The 25,089-nt window shown below is 43.7% G+C and carries 8 protein-coding genes; all 8 read right to left on the bottom strand.

The features are described from left to right. Positions 1–251 precede the first annotated feature (251 nt). A complete protein-coding gene (locus ACJJI1_RS12645) occupies positions 252–812 on the bottom strand; it encodes a hypothetical protein (RefSeq protein WP_444956868.1) in 561 nt (186 codons plus the stop codon). A gap of 315 nt (positions 813–1,127) precedes the next feature. Then, a complete protein-coding gene (locus ACJJI1_RS12640; protein ID WP_444956867.1) occupies positions 1,128–1,646 on the bottom strand; it encodes a hypothetical protein in 519 nt (172 codons plus the stop codon). Between the two features lie 72 nt (positions 1,647–1,718). Further along, on the bottom strand, positions 1,719–6,323 hold the full coding sequence (locus tag ACJJI1_RS12635) for an RHS repeat-associated core domain-containing protein (protein ID WP_444956866.1): 4,605 nt from the start codon (positions 6,321–6,323) through the stop codon (positions 1,719–1,721). A 111-nt stretch (positions 6,324–6,434) separates the two neighbouring features. Next, positions 6,435–21,377, bottom strand: coding sequence for a fibronectin type III domain-containing protein (locus ACJJI1_RS12630; protein ID WP_444956865.1), 14,943 nt, complete (start codon positions 21,375–21,377; stop codon positions 6,435–6,437). Positions 21,378–21,478: 101 nt separating this feature from the next. After that, a complete protein-coding gene (locus ACJJI1_RS12625; RefSeq protein WP_444956864.1) occupies positions 21,479–22,351 on the bottom strand; it encodes a transglutaminase-like domain-containing protein in 873 nt (290 codons plus the stop codon). Continuing rightward, positions 22,341–23,093 (bottom strand): hypothetical protein, encoded by a 753-nt coding sequence (locus tag ACJJI1_RS12620; protein WP_444956863.1) that lies wholly within the window; start codon positions 23,091–23,093, stop codon positions 22,341–22,343. Before ACJJI1_RS12620 ends, ACJJI1_RS12625 begins: the two co-directional genes overlap by 11 nt. Positions 23,094–23,407: 314 nt before the next feature. Next, positions 23,408–24,229 carry an MBL fold metallo-hydrolase gene (locus tag ACJJI1_RS12615; RefSeq protein ID WP_444956862.1) on the bottom strand — a complete coding sequence of 274 codons (822 nt, stop codon included), beginning with the start codon at positions 24,227–24,229 and terminating at the stop codon, positions 23,408–23,410. 164 nt (positions 24,230–24,393) lie between these two features. After that, positions 24,394–25,077, bottom strand: a complete 684-nt coding sequence (tsaA, locus tag ACJJI1_RS12610; protein ID WP_444936577.1) for a tRNA (N6-threonylcarbamoyladenosine(37)-N6)-methyltransferase TrmO — start codon at positions 25,075–25,077, stop codon at positions 24,394–24,396. Between the last annotated feature and the right edge of the window lie 12 nt (positions 25,078–25,089).

The raw sequence follows: 25,089 nt of genomic DNA, 5'->3' as shown, positions 1-25,089 counted from the left end.
AAATTCCATTAAGACGTAGGGATGACGCTTTATTCTTGCAATATTGTCTATTTTTCTCTCTCGTCAATGGACCTCTATTCATATTTTTTTGAAGCTCTCTCAGAGGCTTTGCCATACCTATCTGCCATATTCTTTTCCCCAGACCAGCTAAAGTATCAGCTCAATTAGCAATCCATCCTTTATTAGCCGTACGTTTTTAGACAACCAGTAATATTTTGATTTAACTAGCGACCACCTCTATCAACAACCTGCTAAGTAATGAAGTAATCCAGGGCCAATAAAGATTGGGGCTTTACCACAATAGAATCATGTGCGACCTGCACCACTTCATCCTTGCCCCCGTAGGAATATGACAAGGTAGCACCGACAAAAAATAGTTCGCCGTTATCGGTTTGCTCGGCAGCATTGGCAGTGGGAACAATCAACCAACAAAACTCCCCTACACTGCCCGCGTTGATCTCTCCATCGGTAACTATGCCATCCTCTGCCACAACCAAAGAACCAATATTCTGGGTATCGTCAATACGAATAAAAAACTCTGCATCACTGGCAGAACTGTCGGAGGTTGCAGTGACCTGATTACCCTCATCATCGGCAAAATCCACCGTGATTGCGATATCCTCAATCGCAAAGGTATCCAGGCTATTGGTAATACGCATAATCGCTTCAAAGCCCTGACGCTCAAGTGTCAGCTCCTGCAATATTTCAATACGCACTTCTGCACAGAGCGACTCTTCTTGGGCTACTGCAACCAGTGGTGTAACAAAAATGCAACACCAAAATATTGCCCACTCCCCCCAACTTCGAAACATATTTTATTTCCGCTATATAAACTTTAGAAAATCAACTCCAACCTAAGATTTAGGTCACTTAAAACAGACTCATTTATCGGAGTATAAAAGAAATGCCCAAAGGGAAGCCAAAGCGATCCATCCATTAACATACTACCATCCAATAAGAACACATAATTATACATTGTATTTAATGGATACTGTCTTAAAGATCGAGAAATCACCAGCTATAATCGAATCTCACTTAATGTGTTAAATTCTTTATTAGGACTATTCCGCCCAAAGCATACCTAATCACCAGTAGCTCACTTCACAACCTTCCGGCGAACACCACATCTAACTATTTTTAAAATCTAATCCATAGAGTTTCGTGTAACCTTCTGGACTCCAAAATACCTCACCTTCTTCCATCTGTGGAGAATGAAGACCTATATAGTCAATAAATTTAGAATCAAACCCTACCCCCCCCCTACAGAACTTCCTTAAGTTAGCTTCTAACTCGCCTATATGCTCGTACAAAAATTTAGCATACTCTTCCCGACGGGAAAGACATCCATCCTTTTTAACATCTATAAAAACAGGACGTCCTAAAAGCTCAATGAACATCCCATAGGAATATGTAGAGTCAATAATATATTGACCAAGGACACCGTACTCAAAACTAGGCATTGAAGCTGACCTCACCTCATCTTTGTGTAAGCTTTTATCCATATGAAAAATATCTACCCCAACAAAAAATACCCCTAAAATAAGCAAAGCCACCCAAAACAATCCATCAATTTCTAAAAAGAAATAAAGTGACAGTAAAAAACAAACTACTGACCTTAACATCTTACGTAAATAATTTTTTATCATATGAAAATTACTCCAACCCAGTATCTATAAACAATATAAACCAAGAACTTTCATAAACCCTATTCCCAAAAACTAGCACGCTTGATCCTCTCTTTCTTCTGGGCTGCATTCATCTTGATTTGTCATCTGTTCAGATAACGCTGTTGGTACAGCTCCCAAGGCCCCTAAATAAGTACCGATCAATGACCCTTTGAAGGTATTAAAAAGAATCCCACCATTACTCATTCTCCTATTAAATGATGGAGTTACAGGAACTAAATTCCACCCCGCACTAGTACCATTTTTGGATTGAGGAGTAAACCAATGATGTAATTCATATTTACCTTTATAACCACCAACAGATTTTGACCATTGTTTTTGTACGGTAGGATATTTTCTCGGATCACTAACAAATTTCTTTGCTCCAACATTCATTGCATGTCTTCCAAAGTGAGCCCCTCCAAAAGCTAAGCTAAAGCCCACTCCAGCTAACTGGCCTCCAGCATATGCGCCCGAGCATTTGTTTACTGCTCCATTTGTTCCCATTAAATCTCGTATATTATCTGTTATTCCAAAAGAAAGTGTATCTCCAAACCCTGCAGCACCATCTACCCACGACTGAGGCAAAGGATCACCCCAAGCCCATAAACCATACGGATCAAATGAATTAATAGGATTTGCATAAACATAAATATAGTTATTCAACCCTCCAATTAACCCAACGGGATCTTTGGATATGTATCTTCCGGCCTGAGGATCAAAATATCTAAATAAATTCTGAATCAAATATGATTCCTTATCAAAGTACTGCCCGGGAAATCGTAAGTTGTTATCTACTACTTCAACAGAAATTTCGGCCGAACCAAAAGCTTCATATCTAGCCTCCCAAACCGTGGCACCGGAATTATCAATAATCCGCTGAGGGGTACCTAGATGGTCATTCTGATAATAATAAACCTCACCAGAACTCACACGATGAAACAATGGCTCGGTCATCCATGGCATACCCGGCCTAAAATGATATTCCTTAATTAAATTACCCATGGAATCATATTCAGCAGCCATACCCTCTTCGTTATAAAGAAAGTACGTAGAACTCTCAGCTTGTTTATATATTCGTCTTCCATATGGATTATACTGATACTCACCAACAGTCTGCCCATTCTTTTGAACACTAATTAGGCGCTCTTCAAAATTATAAGAGTAATTCCAGGTGATCCCTCCCTGAAACTTCTGAATGGTATGCCCATTATCATTATATTTCAGGCTGGCACTATTATCGCCCGCAACAGAAGTTAACTGATTATGATTATTGTAACTGCTTTGAGATTGAGTAGCACTATAACTTTCTTCGTCATCAATATCTTTCAAGCTCTCATGTATTATACGATTACCTACTCCATCATATGAAAATTTTTCATCACTCGCATAATTTTCAATTGGATAATCCGCTTCTGTTAAACGATATAAACCGTCATAATTAAAATTGTATTCACCATGCTCTGAAATAATCTTACGAATATTGCTTTCAAGATCATATTGGTAGATTGCTTTAGCCTTATCATTACCTGCGCTATCTAACAGCACTCGCTCCTTAACTCTCAAAAAATCATCATAATTTAGTGTAATTTTATTACCGCCCGGCAATAGTAAAGTCTGTGGAGCTAGCCAATAAAAGTCAGTCCAGACAAGCTGACCCTCACCTGGAATATGTACAGCAGCAAGCTGATTATTACTATTATAGTAGTAAGTATAGGTAAGACCTTCCGGGTTAGTATAGGTCTTCTTTTGACCGTTACTATAATAGCTATAACTATAAGATTTGGAGAAAACAACTGACTCAGCCTGATTCCCCTTACCATAATAATCTACCTTGACTGACATTAGGCGATTCAAACTGTCATAGGTATAAGTTTCACCATGGCGAACGATATCCGCGGTAGCATTGGCAATATCAGTACCCGGATATTGAAGATAGCCAATGTACTGAGCCTTCTCATTATAGTAATAATCTACAATTTTTACCGGCTCTACATTGATCTTGCCAGCAAAGACCTTCAATCTGATAACCCTATTGGCATTATCATAAATAAATGTGCGCTTTTCTTTCTGGGGGCTTAAAAGTTCAGCTAAGTTTCCATTATTATCATAGATATAGACCCTATCTTTATCTATACCCACAAAGTCATGCTTGGTCTCGGATATAATACGATTATTTTTATCGTAGCTATAAAGCGTCTGGCGACTTTCCGAATCTTTAACTTGCAATAGATTATCACGTGCATCATAAAAAAATTCGGTTTTCTTTGCTTCATGATTGATTGGATCTACAATGGCCACTATCCGATTTAAGCTGTCATATTCATACTTCTCTGTATTTTTTAGGGCATCCGTCCCACTACTGAGATTATTATCTAGATCGTATCCAAAAGTCCGTAATTGTTCTAGATTATTAGCACTCCTCTTTCTCTGTTCAATCCGATTACGCTTACCATATACCAACTCTTCCTTATAGGTGGGATAATCTATTAACGACAGTAAATTATCTTGGTAAATATATTTAGTTCTATTCTTCTCTCCGTCGATGATTGCATCTAATTGATTCTGGCTATTGTATTCCAAACTGATGGATATCCCCTCGGGGTCAGCAATGGCGGTAAGACGGTTGCCCTTATCATAATCCAGTCTAAACTGATTACCTGCATCATCAGTAGCCGTAAGCGGCAACCCTGAGGTATTGTTAACTATACTTCTTTGACTTCCACTAGCATCAGTTAACTTCGTTAGGTGTCCAGTAGCATCGTACTCGTACACATAGCCCTGGCCATAGGGATTGAGGTCTGCCAACAGGTTGCCTACTGTATCGTAATTGCGCGTCCAAACATTCTGTCGGCCATCCACAATAGTTGTAGCATTGCCATTACTATCGTAATCTCGATACTCAGTGCTGTGTTCTTCTGGGTCAGTAATCTTAATAACATTACCGTACCCATCATAGTCCCAAGTAGTAGTAGCCAAGGCAGTATTACCTGCTACGGCTTCCCCTGTAGTCTCGGTAATCATCTGGCCATACGCATCATAGGTATAGCGGGTAGTACGCTGTTCAGGGGTGCCCAAGGCTTCAGTAAACGTTATTAAATTACCATTACTATCATATCCATACTCGGTAATAACACCGCGCTCATCCCGCTCTCGGAGTGGTAAGGTTAATTCGGTATTCCAATCGGTAGTGGTATAACTGCCATCGGCAAATTCGGTACGGGTGATATTACGAAAGGTATCGTAATAGTATTTGGTTTCCAGACCACGGGCATCTGTAGTGATACTACTGATTAGCCTAACTGGCTCCATATCAGCAATAGAAAACCTACCAGAACCACCTCTGCTCGCCCCCTTAGAGGAGACTTTGAATTGATCGGCGTAATCAGATGCTGTGTTATCTCCAGAATATTGGTAGGTGATTTCATGCTGCAGCTCCCCACCTATTGTTTTCTTAATCGGCATCCCGGAAGCATCATGCCAAGTTTCAGTTATGACACCGGAGGTTTCCCGTTGAGTTAGTTTGTAGGTCTTATTTCCGCTATCGTAACTATGGGTATAACTAGTACCAACGCCATCGGCATTTACATAGCCATTAATATCACCATCAGAATTGGTGGAGTATCTAGTGACACGTCCATTAGGATCGGTGATGCTGTCTAAAGTAAGCTCATCATTAGCTAGGGTTTTATATTGTATTGTCCAGTCATAACCTCGCATATCTGTAACAGCAATTAACTGTCGATAGTTAAGGTTATCGCTGCTGTCTTCACCGTAGTGGTAAGTTACTACTCGACCCGAATAATCTTCTAACTTTTCAAGTAGGTAAGTGGAGATTCTTTCCCCATCTACGTCGTCAATAATCTCCTTCCAATGATAGGTAATAACAGTATTACCAAGGTGGTCTTTTACGTATTTGACTCGATCCTCTGTATACTCCAGGGTAACACGTACACTATTTCTATCTTGGTAATACTTCAGTTTGCCTGCTTCATAATATGTCAGGTTTCCCTTTCTATCTTTCCAGGTGTAATTCTTGCCATCTTTAGTTAGTGTTAAACGGAGTTGTGCATGGTATTCATCACCCTCAGGTACAGGGCAACCAGAGCCATAGAAGAAATCGTTAGGTCGGTATGATTGACCATTTCGGAATAAAAAATATTCATAGGGCAACTTACAACTCTGCCCCGGGATGATACCAGTGCGCCCCGCCAGTCCGAAGCGCCCGCCACCGCCACCACTTCCCGCTCTAAAACGACCTTTTCCCAGGGTGCGCAAGGCGCCTACACGAATTTCGTTTTCTACTTCCTCTAGCTCTTCCTGCTCCTCACCTTCAAGCTGAGCTTTATATTCATCATAGGTAAGAATTGAATTCCATCTGCTGTTCCACTCCCAGCCATTACGGGTCCAGCGGCGGGTCATACGGATATCCCCCCCCAAGACCTTTACCCGCATATCCTCAAAGTCTTCGCGATTGCCGGAACTCACGGCTCTAGGTGCTGCACTATCACTGCTAATTCCCGGTTTAGCCCAAACCCCAGGTACAGCAAATAAAGTGCATAGTGATAGCCCTAAACAGACTGTACTAATAAACGCTCTATTCTTTTTCCACAAATTTTCCGCTAATCCTTGAGTGGATTTCCCGGTAAAGAACTGCATGATAATTTCCTGGTCTTAAAAGCGGCAAATGCAGAGCATTCACTACAAGTTCAATTCTTTGTTTTTTTAGAGAGACTCCCCTACCTAATATTTAGAGGAGCCAGTACATAATTATTGAGGACTTGTGTTGTCCTTATTACATGGGCCATCACAAGCTGGATCGGGGGCGCAGCGTAAGGTCTCATCACTACTGATTGATGAGTAGCTACCGCCGTAGCCACCACCGCTGCCACTGCCGCCGCCGTAGTAGTATTTGCCACCACCACCACCGCTGCTACCTCCACTACCACAAGAGCCGGAAGAGGCGCTTCCCCAATGGGTGGAAGTGCCACCGGGCACAACCTGCCCATTGGCACACTCGCTCGCATAGCTCACCTGATACTGGTAGCTGTAAGTACCACAACCGGCGCCACTGGCATCCCCCTCTTCTGAAGGATTGAAGTCACGCAGCGCGGTGATCCGGTAAGGGATATAAACTACTTCTCCTGCTTCGAGAATTTCCGGTACATCGGCGAGGAATTCGAAGGAAACCACATCATTACCACTGGGTAGGTTGCTACTCATCGATTCCGCTTTAATCAGGCCGTAGTTAGTGAGACTCAACTCCCCGCTAAATACATCGCCTTTTTGCATATCCGGCAGAGTCACACTGATGGGATCAAGCATAACTACGGCTACGGGGACCTGGGTTTCAAAGGTAGCTTCCAAGGTAATCTCGTAGCGGTCCTCCAGGTTAATTTCATTCACCTGCCATTCCACGCTAACGATTTGATTCATCAGGAAAACATCTTCCGCAACTGTGGCCCCGGGTTTAACCCAGAGTCGACCGGATACACTTTCATGATCAAAGGCAGTGACACGATAGGCATAACGACCTGCAGGCAGATCTTGCAAGAATGCTTCACCGTTGGCATCACTATTGATAGTGCGGGTTTCAGATAGTACCTGCTCGTTTTGCAGCTCGATCCTGGCACCAGTCAAACCTGGGATTAGCGTATTATTTTCATCCAGGGTTGCCGTGTAGATATCACTGATATGGAAGAACGCATTGCCGATTTCCGAGGTCACTACAGCCACAAACAACTGCAAGGTGAAGCTATAACCACCATCCCCTTCAGCTACCAGGCGATATTCATAATTTCCCTGAGGCACAGTATTATCTGGGCTGAATGCGATATTGATATCGCGGCCTTCACCAATTTCCAAATCCCCCAGTGCGGCCGTACCCTCAACTCTTACCCATGTAGGTGCCGGATTACCTTCGCCATCTACTAAACTCAGGGTGGTATTGCGCAGCATATCGAACCCTGTGTTTTTCAACTCGATGGTTTCTGTCGTTGTTCCACCCAAGGCAACACCGCTATCCACATAAGAGGGAGTGAAATTTATAGCCGGGCGGCTCTCCGCCAAGTTGTACTCCAGGGACACATTTTCCAGGGACTGCTCAATACCATTTACTGATGCCAACACCTGAAAATATAGGTAGCCTTGGTCCGGAGCCAGGTTATCGCCAGAGAGCGAAAGATTTATAACTCCTTTCTCCTGCTCCGCCAGCTCAATAACAGCCCCCAAGTCCAGGTGTAAGCCACTGGGAATTTGTATTTGCTCTTCACCCGGTGCAGCCACCGATATCAGACGCACATCACTCAGCGCTGTACTGTGGCCAGCCGTCACTGTAATCGGCATTTCCTGGGTGTAGTTACGTGGAATATTTACGCTCAGTTGCCCAGGCGTTACTGAAGAAGTTAGTACCGCAAACTCACCTTGAACAGGACGAGAGAGGCTGTCCGGATGGATAACGGAGACCTGCCAATTACCGCTTTGTCCCTGCGGATCAAACTGGTAAGAGAAATTACCAGTGGCATCGGTAATGACTGAAGCGCTGCGCTCAAAGCCACGCAATTCCATAACCAAAGACAAAGGCACATTACTCAGAGCAGCGTCACTATCGCGGTCGAGGGCTCGCCCGGTAATAGTGATAACTTCCTCGGTCCCATAAACTTGCTGCGGAGCTACAGTATCCAACTCACCATAGTAAGCAGTTTCCTGAAGTGAAGCCTGGATGCGAGTGCCATTACCTTGAATTGCCACCTGGGTATCTTTTCCAGTGTGGTAACGGAACTGATCAATTTCTAAAGCGATTGTGACATTATCTGGCGCAGCTGCTGGGATAGCCACCTCAATCCAGTCAGAAACAAAAGTCTTACCTGGTTGGACACGTGCCACGGTTTCACCAGTGGCTACCGTAATCACATCACCGGTGAATTGCTGTACCGATTGAAGTGCAAGCAGGTTGCTATCCGTGTCTTCAATTCGTACACGTACTTCATCAGAAGTTACACTGCCGTTGCTGCGTGCCACCAGCACCTCAGTTTCTACTGCCGATGTGTTTTCCAGAGTAAAGCGGACTTTCCCAACACCACCGCGATAGAGAGTGTCGGTTTCCAGATCCAAGCGCAACGCCGCATCCCCAACGAGAACCTGATCGGCAGTATTAATAAATATCGTCTCTCCTGGAAGCGGGGATTGTTCCAGACGCAATTGAATATCACTGAGAGTATCCAACTTGTCGTAACCACCGACAATTATAGGAATTTCTACCAGCCCACCTGCTGCCACACTAAAGGCTACAGACTGGTGCTCGCGGACCGCTCCATTATCATTAACAGTCGCAAAGAGTTTGACACCGCTAATATCGCTACTACCGCGATTTTGTACGCGGAAACGCACCTCATTCATCACACCGCGCTTAATGGCTGACTCACCTTCCTGCGATTCCACCACTTCCACTGAGAGTGCCGGCAATAACAAGCTGTGGCCAATACTTGTAGCTCCCAGACTATCTTCAGCCACTACGGTGTAGCGTCGCTCAGCATTTACACCCTGCTCCGCCGCACTGAAGTCACTATCTACAAAAATCGTAGGATTGCCACTATGGGAAATTAATCCACTGGTGATTTCCTGCAGACTTCCCTCTTCTCCAACATAAACTCGATAGCCAGAAATCGCGCTACCAGTGTGATTCCACTGCAATTGAGGATTGCCATTGGCATCTACCTGAATACTCAAGTCGGAGACCGGTAAAAGACCAAAATTGAGATAAGCCGTCACACTGGGAGCAGATTCATTACCCGCCTCATCCAAGGCGGTAATCACATAGGCATGCTCACTTTCACTGGGTGTATTATCCAAGGCAATGGTATCGGGGATACCCGTTTGCAGGGGACCTACCGATTGCAAAGTTTCCTGAGTAGCATTTTCCCCTTCAGCCAACGCCAATCGATAGAGGTTATAAGTCAGTGTTTCTCCATTTTCGGAGCCACCCTCAATGTCGACACTGGGGGCCTGCCAAGTAGCAACGATACCTGCCCCATTTAACTCCAGTGCCAGCTCCGTTGGCGCTGCTGGTGGAATGCTATCGGCACCGACTTTGACAGGTACGCTCATTGAACTCACTGCGATCTGGTCGTTACTACGGCGTTCACTGGCAATACCGTAATAGTAGTTACCGTCAGTGGGCAGGGTATCCTGAATACTCGTTTCAGAAAGACGCAAAACTTCCGTAAAGTCTGCATCTCCTTCTGCCTTGCGGTACAAAACATAACGAGCACCTTCAACAGAATCCCACTGTAGCGCTACCTCACCACCAGGTAATGCAGTAGCTTGCAAACTCTGCGGAATTTCAAGAGGTGGCAAGTCACCCTGATAAACCTGGAAGTAGTTTGCCACTCGTATTTTATCGCTCTGGTTCTCCAGATCATCCTCTGCCAGGAAACTAAAGCGCAGCGTATCTACAGTGGGATTGCCCTCCTCGTCCTGGCCGGCAGAGGCTGGCAGGGTAAAGCTGCCCACCCACAGTGGCTGTCCTTGAGTAGACTGGGCGTCGCGATTAAGGATAATTCCAGATTCCAACCCAGGCAGCACGGTATTGCCCACCAGTGGTAGTAACTCAGGCATTGCCCCAGCTTTAACTTCATCACTCAGCTGCAATATCACTTCCACTTGCAAGCCATCCTGCTCGTGGACTTTTAAGGGCTCTCCGGGATTTAGTGTAAGAGCAATAACTTCAGGGCCCTCGGCATCAATCAACAGGCTGGTACCCTGTTCAATAACGGTGCCGCGATTACCCACATTATCGTGGGCAGACATTACTGCATAAGCAGTACCTGACATCATGCCTGGCTCGATAATAAAGCTACCGGTATATAGAGTGTCATCGCTGTAGTCTTTGCTGAGTTCTACTGCGACAGGCACACCACCATCTGGCGCCATAGCAAAATAGGGTTGATTGCGTAATGGCTCATCAAATTGCACGGTTACTTCTACCGTACCGGGCCCATGGCGACCACTAGCGCTATCCACCAAGCCGTTTGTCTGGTAGCTCACTTGCAATGCATGGGGGCCTTCACTATCAGCCTTTGCTTCTACCAAACTGGATAGACTGCCCTCAGTAGCCGCTTCATTAACCGCAGTGATAGCATAAAAGTATTCGCCATCCTCTGTCGGTAAGTCACTGTATTTCAATTCGGCTAATAGCTGTGTATTAATCCGTTCTGCTTCAAGTACCGAGGTAAATTCAGCATTGGAACGATAAACGTTATAGCCCGCTATTTGATTATTGCTGTCATAACTGCTTACTGCGTCCCAGGAAAGGGAGATCTGGCCCAGCTCTCGCTCTATCACCGTCACGTTACTTGGCGCGTCGGGGATATCGGTATCCAGGTTAACTTTACGCACATCACTTTGGGCACCATACCCTCCACGACCTGGGTATTCAGCCGCTACCGTAATTGAGTTTTCACCCTCTTGCAGAGAAACATCTATCTGGAAGTTGCCGTAATTATCGACAGTATCAAAATTATCGGTAGGCACACCCTCAAGATAAACCTGAACTTGGGTTTGTTTTTCAGCAGTACCATAAATTGTTACCTGCTCGCTGTTAGTTAACCAGCCTTCGGATGGACTAGTAATTTGCGGGGCAGTAGGTGCAGCCAGGGCCACACTAAATTGATACTGCTCAATTATTACATTTTCCCAAATATCATAAATTTTTACGGTTAACCCATGATCACCATCAGCTAAATTGAGCAGTGCAATATCATGAGTGAAGACATTGGTTATGGCTGTGTACTCTGCCCCTTCCAACTTGCCATCCAAATAGAACTCAACACGAGCAACTCCAGAATCGTCAGTTGCCGTGATTTTAAAATTACCATCCTTCGATAATTCCGGTGCAGCGTTTAGATCCAAAACCTGACCACCCTGCTGGTACTCCGCAACACTAATTACTGGTCCGTCGGTATCTGCTACAGGGGTTACCGCAACCGGTGTCACCAGTTGTTCAGAGCCATTGGAATTATTCACCGACACCACTGCCACATAATAGGTCTTGTCGTTTTCCAAACCAGCCATAGACCAGCTGTGTTCAGTATCAGATTCACTCCCTTTATTGCGCAGTGATTGATAATGCAGCCCCGAAATACTACTGAAAGCATTTTCTTCTACATATACTGCATAATTTTTTAAAAGCGAATATGGGGAAACACTGGACCACTGAAGGTCAATTCGGCTGCTCTTCGCCTCAACAGTAACCGACGCAGGATTAGGTAATAGGGTAGTACCGGAATCGGTAATACCGCTGGAGGTGTTACCATCATTATCGTAAACGTAAACACGTAACGGATATGAAGTAGCCGCACTTAAACCAGTAACTTGATATTGAACCAGCACCTGGGGATCAGCCAAAGACGACAGAGGAATATCATCTACCCGGTCACTCTCAGTAAATACCACACGGTAGCCCGCCAAATCTTCGGCAGAATCAGCCGAAGGATTCCAGCTCAGTATCAAGTTATCTGCACCTGGTGTCACAACTAAATTAGTAATTTCATCTGGTGCAACGGTATCTACCGGTGTCACTGCGATAGAACTTACCGATGGGTTAAATAATCCCTGGGAATCATAAGCCACAACAGCAAAATGCATTGCCATTCCGCGCGGTAATCCCTCCACCCGATACTGTTTAGATCCCTGTACTACTGTCGCTACCGGAGTTTTACCGGCGATATCAGTAAAATTTGCCGCACTCTGATAGATTCGATACTCAGCTATGTCATTGCCATTATCGAACTCGTTATAGTTGCTCCAATCCAGGGTCACCTCAGTACCACTACCATTGGGGTCAATTACCGGGCTTACTACCCCGGGAGGAGTATTATCATAACGAATCTGTGCAACTGATGGATCACTAACATTTCCTGCAGCGTCGCGTACCGTAAATGAAATTTCATTATCCCCTTGCAAAAGAGCAACTTGGGTACTCCAGCTGGTGCTAGATGAGTTAACAACGGTCAGGTTGCCATTCACCAATATCGCACTATCCGCTTCTTTAGTACCGGAAAATACTTGAGCATTAACGGTAGTAACCTGCGGATATGCATCCAATACTGGTGCCACTGGCGGCGTGTAGTCCAGGGTAAAAGTATAAGTACTCTGTGAAGAAGTATTACCTAACTTATCAGCTACTTGAGCGGTGATCTCATAATCACCATCAAGAAATGGTGCTTGGGGAATAAATTGAATCTGACCTTCAAAGAGATCGATGGAACCGGATAGGGATACGCCATTGCGCTTTACCTCTAACCGGCTACTTTCCACGTCTATTCCGCTACCTTCCTCTGTTACAACAAGAGTTATATATGGAGGAGCTATATTATTACTGCCTGTAGGATTGACCCCGGTAATATTCGGAGCCTTACTATCTACATTAAAAATCAGTGACACTGGATCGGATAGATTACCGCTCAGGTCTTTAGCTCTAACTTCAACAGTGGATTGACCCTCAGGTGCATAATATTTGCCACTCCAAGAACCAGTCCCGTTAGCAGCAATCTCAGTCTCACCAATAGTGATTGCAGTATTATCTTCTCTGTTACCTGATAAAGTTACCCAGCGACTATTCGAATTGATCACTATTGGTGAAATAGGTTGGTCAAGAACGATGGCCCGAGGAGAGGTTACATCAAGGGTAATCGTAGCAGTAAAACGGTCATCCTCTGCTTCTTGCTCAACACCATCCTGATCCTGGTCCATGCCTAAACCGTTAGAACCGAAGATATCGGGACCAACAGAAAGGATATAAGCTCCTTCAACCAGGGTCTTTTCAAAATCAACTTGATAGCGAATATCGTCAATAGATGTAATAGCTGTTGCAGCTATAGAATTGTTATCACTATCCAGAAGCTGAATATCGTTGAGATCAAGCGTATCAGTATCAATTCCAATACTAAACTGGACAATGGCACTTGAAATAAGCTCACCGTAATAGCCACTTGGGGTTATTGAGCGAACTCGAGGAGCTACTGTTTTTTGTGCGATATGGACAGTGCCATCTTCGCCGGCAATCCCTGAACTACTTCTGCCGCCACTATCAGCTTTCATTCTTGATGAAAGATCGCCCTCTAAAGACTCATAGTAAGTTGCTACGCGACCTCCTCCGCCAGCACCAGCTACACTCCCATAACCACCATTTGCATAAATATATCCCTGCCCACCAACTATCAGTTCACCAATATCCAGCCATACAGAACCTCCACTACCTCCGCCACGACGGCCATAATTGCCGGTCCCAGACGCATAGATATAGCCATAATGTTGCAACGTATCCGCAATTATTTTAATTGCGCCGCCACCACGAGAATCTGTTCCACTATCATCTTGATAACGCCCTCCCATTCCAAATTCAATTGGCGATATAGCGCTACCGTAAACTGGATTAGTTTCACTGTTAGTATACACACCACCAAGACCTCCATAGCTACCGCCAGACTGATATCCAACGCTATCATTAGGCAAAAATCCTTTCCCAGTGACATCGATATAAGAATTAGAACTGATATAGAAATCAGTTGCACTTAGGGTAATACCTGACGTAAAGGTATCTGAGGCTACCGGAGTAGTAATTTTTGCGCTGTTTTGGAGCGTAATATTCTCGAAACTATAGTCTTGAGAAAGCTCTAAGGTAAAACCATCGACAATTAAACTATTATTAGCAACAGTAAAATCACCTTCCGCCTTTACATATGAGCTGTTATAACCCGAACCAGAAATTAAATTATTTAAATGTGCGTCATCTTCAATAATCACATTGGTATTATACAAACTCAGTGGGATATTCAATTGACCTGAAACTCGATAGGGCTCGTAATAATCAGTGACCCCCCTATTAGTTATTAGCAGCTCACCATTATTAGAGGACAAAGAACGATCGAATAAATATACCGTTCCTGCCCCACCATAGGCTGTTGCCCCTGAATAGTTGGATCCCGCCATGGCTAGAACTCTATCACGAGGAGCAAATCCACTAAGGGAGTCATAATAAATAGCAATACGTCCACCACCCCCGGTGGCTGCATTATACCCTCTGCCTCCCGACGCCTCGATCAATGTACCACTACCACCAATAATCTCTTTGGCTTCGATCCAAATTGATCCACCACTTCCAGCACCAATTAGGTTTGGGTTATATTGGCCATAAGCTAAAATATCCCCATATACTTCAAACCTATTTGATGCCACTAGTTTAATCGCACCGCCACCACGGCTTCCTTCAATCGTTGCATCAACTCCATACCCCCCCACACCAAAATCAACTGGTGCCTCAATCGATCCAAAGATTGGCGCAACAGTGCCTGACGAAGGATCAGTTCCTCCCAATCCACCATAACTACCACCGGACTTCCAATGATCCCCATCAAATGGCAGAAGTCCTTTTGAACTGACATCAATATAAGAATTAGAACTGATATAGAAATCAGTTGCACTTAGAGTAATACCTGACGTAAAGGTATCTGAGGCTACCGTAGTAGTAATTTTTGCGCTATTTTGGAGCGTAATATTCTCGAAACTATAGTCTTGAGAAAGCTCTAAGGTAAAACCATCGACAATTAAACTATTATTGGCAACAGTAAAATCACCTTCCGCCTTTACATATGAGCTGTTATAACCCGAACCAGAAATTAAATTATTTAAATGTGCGTCATCTTCAATAATCACATTGGTATTATACAAACTCAGAGGGATATTCAATTGACCTGAAACTCGATAGGGCTCGTAATAACCAGTGACTCCCCTATTAGTTATTAGCAGCTCACCATTATTAGAGGACAAAGAACGATCGAATAAATATACCGTTCCTGCCCCACCATAGGCTGTTGCCCCTGAATAGTTGGATCCCGCCATGGCTAGAACTCTATCACGAGGAGCAAATCCACTAAGGGAGTCATAATAAATAGCAATACGTCCACCACCCCCGGTGGCTGCATTATACCCTCTGCCTCCCGACGCCTCGATCAATGTACCACTACCACCAATAATCTCTTTGGCTTCGATCCAAATTGATCCACCACTTCCAGCACCAATTAGGTTTGGGTTATATTGGCCATAAGCTAAAATATCCCCATATACTTCAAACCTATTTGATGCCACTAGTTTAATCGCACCGCCACCACGGCTTCCTTCAATCGTTGCATCAACTCCATACCCCCCCACACCAAAATCAACTGGTGCCTCAATCGATCCAAAGATTGGCGCAACAGTGCCTGACGAAGGATCAGTTCCTCCCAATCCACCATAACTACCACCGGACTTCCAATGATCCCCATCAAATGGCAGAAGCCCTTTTGAACTGACATCAATATAAGAATTAGAACTGATATAGAAGTCAGTTGCACTTAGGGTAATACCTGACGTAAAGGTATCTGAGGCTACCGGAGTGGTAATTTTTCCACTATTTTGGACTGTAATACTCCCGAAACTATAACCCTGTGGAAGCTCAAGGGTAAAACCATCGACAATCAAATCATTATTGGCAACAGTAAAATCACCTTCTGCTGTTACATAAGCGTTGTTAAAACTGCTTCCATAAATAGATGAGGCTAAATGTGCCCCCTCTTCAACGATCACCCGTACATCATCAAGATAGAGCGGGATATCTAGTACACCACCTATGCTATACGGGGCATACGAAGTAGAATTTGAAATATTAACAATTTGTAACAATTCATTATCACTGGACAGCGATTTATCATACAAATACACCGTCCCAGCTCCGCCATAAGCTATCGCACCTGCATAGCTACTACCAGTAAATGCTTTAATCTTTGTTTTGGGGTCAAGCCCCGTTAATGTGTCGTAATAGACAGCAATACGACCACCACCTCCAGAGGCTGCAAAATATCCATCACCACCAGACGCATTAATTTCTGTGCCACTTCCACCAATCAGCTCACCGGCTTCAATCCAGATAGATCCACCACTACCACTGCCAACATATCCATTTTTCTCACCTTTGGCATAAATATCGCCATAAACCTCAAATTTATTTGAGGCAATAAGCTTAATTGCTCCGCCCCCACGCGTACTCGTGACCGAGCTATCCGCACCATAGCCTCCCACCCCGAAATCGGTTGGTGCTTTTAAGTTACCAAATTGAGCGTTAGTGGTACCAGATAAAGGATCTTTTCCTCCCAAACCTCCATAGCTCCCTCCTGATTTCCAATGTTCACCATCAAGTGCACCAAGCCCTTTTGAACTGACATCAATATAAGAATTAGAACTAATGTAAAAATCAGTTGCACTTAGGGTAATACCTGATGTAAAGGTATCTGAGGCTACCGGAGTGGTAATTTTTCCACTATTTTGGACTGTAATACTCCCGAAACTATAATCCTGTGGAAGCTCAAAAGTAAAACCATCGACAATCAAATCATTATTGGCAACAGTAAAATCACCTTCTGCTGTTACATAAGCGTTGTTAAAACTGCTTCCATAAATAGATGAGGCTAAATGTGCCCCCTCTTCAACGATCACCCGTACATCATCAAGATAGAGCGGGATATCTAGTACACCACCTATGCTATACGGGGCATACGAAGTAGAATTTGAAATATTAACAATTTGTAACAATTCATTATCACTGGACAGCGATTTATCATACAAATACACCGTCCCAGCTCCGCCATAAGCTGTCGTACTTCCCGAATTATTGCCTGTAAATGCTTTAATTTTTGTTTTGGGATCAAACCCCGTTAACGTATCGTAGTAGATAGCAATACGACCACCGCCTCCAGAGGCTGCATAATATCCATTACCACCGGCCGCACTAATTTCGGTACCACTTCCGCCAATCAGATCACCAGCTTCAATCCAAATAGATCCACCACTACCACTACCAATATTGTGGATTTTTTCACCTTTAGCATAAATATCGCCATAAACCTCAAATTTATTTGAGGCAATAAGCTTAATTGCTCCGCCCCCACGCGTACTCGTGACCGAGCTATCCGCACCATAGCCTCCCACCCCGAAATCGGTTGGTGCTTTTAAGTTACCAAATTGAGCGTTAGTGGTACCAGATAAAGGATCTTTTCCTCCCAAACCTCCATAGCTCCCTCCTGATTTCCAATGTTCACCATCAAGTGCACCAAGCCCTTTTGAACTGACATCAATATAAGAATTAGAACTAATGTAAAAATCAGTTGCACTTAGGGTAATACCTGATGTAAAGGTATCTGAGGCTACCGGAGTGGTAATTTTTCCACTATTTTGGACTGTAATACTCCCGAAACTATAATCCTGTGGAAGCTCAAAAGTAAAACCATCGACAATCAAATCATTATTGGCAACAGTAAAATCACCTTCTGCTGTTACATAAGCGTTGTTAAAACTGCTTCCATAAATAGATGAGGCTAAATGTGCCCCCTCTTCAACGATCACCCGTACATCATCAAGATAGAGCGGGATATCTAGTACACCACCTATGCTATACGGGGCATACGAAGTAGAATTTGAAATATTAACAATTTGTAACAATTCATTATCACTGGACAGCGATTTATCATACAAATACACCGTCCCAGCTCCGCCATAAGCTGTCGTACTTCCCGAATTATTGCCTGTAAATGCTTTAATTTTTGTTTTGGGATCAAACCCCGTTAACGTATCGTAGTAGATAGCAATACGACCACCGCCTCCAGAGGCTGCATAATATCCATTACCACCGGCCGCACTAATTTCGGTACCACTTCCGCCAATCAGATCACCAGCTTCAATCCAAATAGATCCACCACTACCACTACCAATATTGTGGATTTTTTCACCTTTAGCATAAATATCGCCATAAACCTCAAATTTATTTGAGGCAATAAGCTTAATTGCTCCGCCCCCACGCGTACTCGTGACCGAGCTATCCGCACCATAGCCTCCCACCCCGAAATCGGTTGGTGCTTTTAAGTTACCAAATTGAGCGTTAGTGGTACCAGATAAAGGATCTTTTCCTCCCAAACCTCCATAGCTCCCTCCTGATTTCCAATGTTCACCATCAAGTGCACCAAGCCCTTTTGAACTGACATCAATATAAGAATTAGAACTAATGTAAAAATCAGTTGCACTTAGGGTAATACCTGATGTAAAGGTATCTGAGGCTACCGGAGTGGTAATTTTTCCACTATTTTGGACTGTAATACTCCCGAAACTATAATCCTGTGGAAGCTCAAAAGTAAAACCATCGACAATCAAATCATTATTGGCAACAGTAAAATCACCTTCTGCTGTTACATAAGCGTTGTTAAAACTGCTTCCATAAATAGATGAGGCTAAATGTGCCCCCTCTTCAACGATCACCCGTACATCATCAAGATAGAGCGGGATATCTAGTACACCACCTATGCTATACGGGGCATACGAAGTAGAATTTGAAATATTAACAATTTGTAACAATTCATTATCACTGGACAGCGATTTATCATACAAATACACCGTCCCAGCTCCGCCATAAGCTGTCGTACTTCCCGAATTATTACCTGTAAATGCTTTAATTTTTGTTTTGGGATCAAACCCCGTTAACGTATCGTAGTAGACAGCAATACGACCACCGCCTCCAGAGGCTGCATAATATCCATTACCGCCAGATGCATTAATTTCGGTGCCACTTCCGCCAATCAGATCACCAGCTTCAATCCAAATAGATCCACCACTACCACTACCAATTTTGTAGACTGTTTCACCTTTAGCATAAATATCGCCATAAACTTCGAACTTATTTGAGGCAATAAGCTTAATTGCTCCACCTCCACGGGTAGCTATGGAACTGTCTGCACCATAGCCTCCAACACCAAAATCAGCCGGTTTTTTTAGATTACCAAATTGAGAATTTGTAATACCAGATGAAGGATCTTTTCCTCCCAAGCCGCCATAGCTACCACCTGATTTCCAATAACTTCCCTCAAGAGGTTCAAGCCCTCGTCCACTCAAATTGATTTTTGCTAAAGCACCAATAAAAATATCACTTGCACTAATTGATAGAGGCAGGCTTGCATTATTAGCATATTCACTAGTTACAATCCAACCACCTAAAATGTCAAACCTTTCTTTGAAAGAATATCCCCCAGTGAGCGATAATGAATATCCATCAACAATGAAGTTATCAGCAGTTCCTGAAATGTTATCTGTTACGGTAACATAGGAGCTACCATCACCTCTTATTAGGTTGTCATCTGCCTTGAAATCACCAATAACTTCTAAATGAGATTTCTTTAGTAGAACATCAGATTCAATTGATTTAGCTAAAATATATTTTTCTACATTGCTGCCTGAAGAGTAGTTATCTAAAACTAGCAAACCTGCGGAGTAGTTCGGAGTAACCTCTACTTGAGTGGTTCTATATAATTTCAGATTAAGTCGATCAAAGTAGGCATCATTATTACTTCCAGAATAACGCTGGGAATGGAGTATAAGGTCAACTGAGACAGCGCCACTAGGTACTTGAGCAGAAAAATGCTTTTTTTCCCAAATCTTTGCAGCCGTTGTAACTAAACCACTGGCCTGTTCAGAAACTACTTGCCCATTACTATTTAAGAAACGAAAAACGACCTCACCTTTATCATCGGAGCTCCATGAGGATTGTATCCAATCAAGGCCCAACTTAACTTCGCCTCTACCAATCGAGTCAATAAGTGTCTGATCTACAGGAAACGAGATATTCTGGTAAAATTTTGATTCTTCATTATCATTCCCCCCGTAGAGATAGTAGGAACCATCTGAATAGCCTGGTGCAGGCTGTTGACTAGCTACTCTTACACCCGGAGTTCCCTGCTCGGCTGTCCAGTGATCTATTCCTCCATACTCCCCACCACTATTTTTAATGCGCAAACGATAAACTGCGCCATCATGAAGGTAAAGGCTGCCCGGCCCACCTCCAGATTTTCCACTACCGCCTATAGCAGATACTTGATTAATAAAATCAAAATTGACTCCAGGCGAATGATAAATCGCAATTCGTCCTCCACTACCTCCATAAGAGTAGCTAGGATGAGCGGTACCTCCATTGGCACTTATACTCCCAGATCCATCAATATCTTGTACTTCAAGTAATATAGATCCACCAGAGGCCCCTCCATAATAACCTCCCAATGACTGGCCATTAGCATCTATACTTCCATCAAGTAGCAGACTTTGAGCTTGAATCTGTACTGCACCACCACCACGAGTTCCTTCTGCCTCATCCGCCGTATAACTACCTCCACTGCCCAGGCTCTTAGGATTTACATAGTCACCATAAGGCTCTTGACCCCGTCCACCACCATAACTGGCGTGGGCTCCACCACAGCCAGAACAATTTAGCTGTGTCGACAAAGTACCCAGGGCACTCACATCAATTTTTGATCCGCTTTGGATCTCAATATCGCCATTTATTGTTAGCGATAATAACTCTACAGGTGATATCGAATGAGTTAGAGTTGCATTATTCTCCAAAATCAAACTCGAAAATGTATGCGCTCCATCTATGGTTAAAATTGCTCCATCAATTCGTAGATGCTTGCCATCCAACGATTTATCTTCAGGCGTTATCTGGGTATCGCTACTAATTGTAATGGTTTCAATTTCAGTGCTACTGACATTTCCACTACTCTGTAAAGTACTTGTATCAGCTGTATATGCCAACTCTCCCCAAAAAATAGTAGCTAAAATACATACCGCAGATAAATAGCTCTTCACAGTTCCCCCAGGTATTCAGCAACGCATTGAATTAAACATCATTTTGTTTTTAAAATAACAAAATATGAGAAGCTCCATCCGCCTCCCATATAAATCCATTTTTACTTCATCTGCACTGTTAATCGTTTGTCATAAGTCAAGAACCTATGACTATTTTTCAAACGTGAGTACTTATCGAAGTTATAAAATGCAACATAAGAGCCGTAGCCGGCATCCAGAATATTGTTCTGTGGATCAGCAATTTCCCACTGATCATTAGCCTTGTATTCAGCCCAGTTGTGATAATTTTCAGCAAATAGGCGGCCTGAACTATCAATAGTGAATCCCCCAACCATACGGGCCGGAATATTTGAAGATCGAGTTAACGCGACAAAGGCCGACGCGAATTCGGTACAGTCTCCTTGCCGAGCTGTTATTGCGTAGCTCGCTCCTCTGTCTTCGGCAACATAGCCGATATCTCTAATATTGCGATAAAGCCAACTACTAATCTTTTCTGGATTACCATTGAGCTTAGAGGCTAGAGAGACTATTTCTGGTGCTTTTGTTTCAATCCCCGGCTCACTTCCAAGGTAACGTGGGTCTTCCAAAGTAGATGGTTGAGGTTTATCGGCCAGCTTTACTACAGCGGTTATATTGACAACCTGGCTGGAAAAGGGAGCTAGACCAGGCAAATCAAATAACAACGCCTGGTTACCTGACTGGTCTGTTTTTAACTCAAATGGAAAGTTAGCGTTAATAGATTCCGTTTTTTGATAGGAATTTTGCTCTACCGGTGCAAACGCACTGAAAACGGGGTTCGCTATATATCGATTCGACCGATTACCAACTTCAAAACTATAACGTATGGTTTGGGTAGTTTTATATATTGCATCATTTGGTTCAACTTGCTTATATACCCAAAAGCAAGCAAATACTATCGCTCCCAGTAAACAGGCGAGCAGACTAAACTTAACTTGGTACTTCTTATCTTGCACAGCCCGGCATCCCATCCACTCCCGCTCGTTTAGCTGCACCTAATGCACTATTCCTTACGGCATTCTTTAAAGCACTTAATCCACCGGCAATAACGAAAGCCTCACCTTTAAAGCCTAGTTTTAACTTTTTTGCTATACGTTGTTCTTGCCCATCTTCCGCAACAACAAATATTGGCAAGTAGCCATTTAGTGAATAACTAATAAATGCACTGCGTATTCTGGTATTCAGGTCTTCATCTACCTGGTGAGGTACAACTGAGATTCCCATATTTACTAGCTCTTCACCAATACCGTGAGTAGCTGCAAGAGTAACTGCGCCAAAATGACTGAACTCAACCAAATAATCATTCGCAGACACTATGGTGGTCTTCACTTGAGACAACTCTTCGGGTCTCTTGCCAATCAGTACTTTTGGCTTTTCAAAACCTGAACTCACAAGCTCTTGACATAGCTTTGCCAAGGAGTGCCTCTTGTGGGGTTCAGAAAAAACTAGAATGGCCTTGGATTTAAGGAATTTCTTAGTCTTAACTCTAGAAGTGGTAATTGAAAGGATATCTTGGGGTACATTTTGGTCAGGTAACTTTTCAGATACATCAATCAATATAAACTGATCAAGCGTACCAGTTAACTCTTCACTGCGAGCAAAACACAATTCAGATGTGTTTTTAACAACCCCATAAATTCCGGTAAACGACTGACGGTCGGGTAGGGATATGCAACGATGATGATCATCTGCAGCCACTGCTAGTTGACTACCGAAGAAAAATATCAGTAATCCAATCAGCTGGATTCCTAATCTATAACATCCTGTCAAGGTTAATCGCCCGTACTATCCAGCCCCATAAAGCCATAATGAGACTGACTACTCAAATTGGCACGCATGATAATAACTATCTAAAACAGTCGTCAACCTTAATAAAATTTTTTAGTTTTTTATGTGTAGATAGCTTTTTGGCACAAAATTTACTAAACACAAGAATGTCACGAACATTTTTTGTGCTAAAAGTCAAACAGGCATGACAGGCAGCTTAAGCTACCCTGAAACCAGAACTGAATTTAGAGGCGGGACATCTCTAACAAGTTAACCGTCAAACACGAAGCAATCAAATTCCTCTTGCAAAAGTTATAGCCAGTCAAAGCACTGAACAACCCCTCTTTTCCAAGTAAGCGCTGTGTAACCTCTTCAAGGGGAAGTCCCTGCTGTGTCAACTCCTGCGCCTCTCCAGACAGATTAAGCAGGTACTCATATTTTTTATTCAACTGCTGCCAACCATCCTCCACCACACCTCTATGAGGACAGAGGATAACGTCAAATGAATGATCCAGGACCCCTTTTATACTTTTCATTAATGTAGGGACATCTTCATCAATACGCAGGAACTTTAAGTAGTTGGCAATAAATAAATCAGCGCTAAACAGCCAGCCACGCTCAGGCAGTAAATAGCAGGTCATATCCTTTGCATGCCCGGGACTAAATACTGGCACCACTTTTTCTTCACCAATGTGGACCTCCTCTGGAAGAGGTGCCACCTCTGCCCTTCCCGCAGTTCCCCAGAAAAATTTTTGCATTGGGGGAATTCGGAAGCCTTTTTTTAGTATACCAATGGTCAGATCGGGAGCTACTGGCTGCACACCGGTGAGTTTTTGAATGGCGCCAGCATTGCCGCTGTGGTCTTCATGATGATGAGTCAGCAATAACTGCTTCAGGGGTGCACTTTGAATAAACGGCTTGACATACTTCCATTGATTGCTGGGGCCAGTGTCAATTACGGTGCCATTGAGTCGATAAACAACAAAAGTGGTGTTAACACTCATGTTAACTCGGCCGACGCGAATAGCATCTAAGCCTTGATAATTAAAGGTTTCACGTACTGGCATAGCTGTGCCCTTGGATAGCTAGGCGTTATTTTTAGGCGAATGCCGTATCTTGGGGAATTGTATTTCCCATGAAAATGAATGACATATCCTTTCCGAACCCTAGACAGTTACGGAGGAGACACATCCTGACTTACTGCAGAATACCGAAATTAGCTGATCGAGGGTTATTCCAGTGCCACCACTTCTATTCCGGCATCGGTATAACGCCAACGCAAATTGAATTCACACAATTGCATGCCATAAATGCGCTGTGGATCGATCTTTTGGTATGCCGGTCTTGGATCCTGGGATAACACCTGTTCAATTAAACGGGGGAGATCTGTACCCCAGTCATCGCGGTAGGCTTTGGCTTTATTCAGAACTGGCTCGGGGATAGCAACGGGAATTTGCACTGGAGCTGCGTCGGCAAATTCACTTTGCGCATGCGTTAATGCATCCGCATAGGGAACATAGGGTTTAATATCCAATACTGGCGTACCATCGACTAAATCTGCCCCAGCAACTATCAACTCTACTTTAGGAGAGGTGCGCACCTCCAAAAGACGAACTACTGACAGCCCGATATTATTGGGACGAAAAGGCGAGCGAGTGGCGAGGACACCCAGTTTCTTATTGCCGCCCAAACGGGGCGGGCGCACTTTAGCTGACCACTGCCCAGCGGCTTGGTGAAATTGGAACACTACCCAGATATGGCTATTTTGCTCCAGACCAGCAACTGCATCTGGCGTATCCAGGGGAGGTAACAACGCAATACTGGCGCGACTGGCATCCGCCAATAGTGGCTGGCGGGGCACTCCAAACTTTTCACCAAAGCAGGAATACACCCGCGCAATAGGCTCTACAACCATTTAAAATCCAAA

The sequence above is a fragment of the Microbulbifer maximicatervae (SeqCode) genome, from assembly GCF_052467065.1.
Note: the sequence above shows the minus strand (reverse complement) of the source record. Positions and strands in the feature narration are given on the sequence as shown.

Coding starts and splice junctions, on each gene's coding strand:
- ACJJI1_RS12645 (WP_444956868.1), bottom strand. CDS start 812: ATGTTTCGAAGTTGGGGGGAGTGGGCAATATTTTGGTGTTGCATTTTT.
- tsaA (WP_444936577.1), bottom strand. CDS start 25,077: ATGGTTGTAGAGCCTATTGCGCGGGTGTATTCCTGCTTTGGTGAAAAG.
- ACJJI1_RS12635 (WP_444956866.1), bottom strand. CDS start 6,323: ATGCAGTTCTTTACCGGGAAATCCACTCAAGGATTAGCGGAAAATTTG.
- ACJJI1_RS12615 (WP_444956862.1), bottom strand. CDS start 24,229: ATGCCAGTACGTGAAACCTTTAATTATCAAGGCTTAGATGCTATTCGC.
- ACJJI1_RS12640 (WP_444956867.1), bottom strand. CDS start 1,646: ATGATAAAAAATTATTTACGTAAGATGTTAAGGTCAGTAGTTTGTTTT.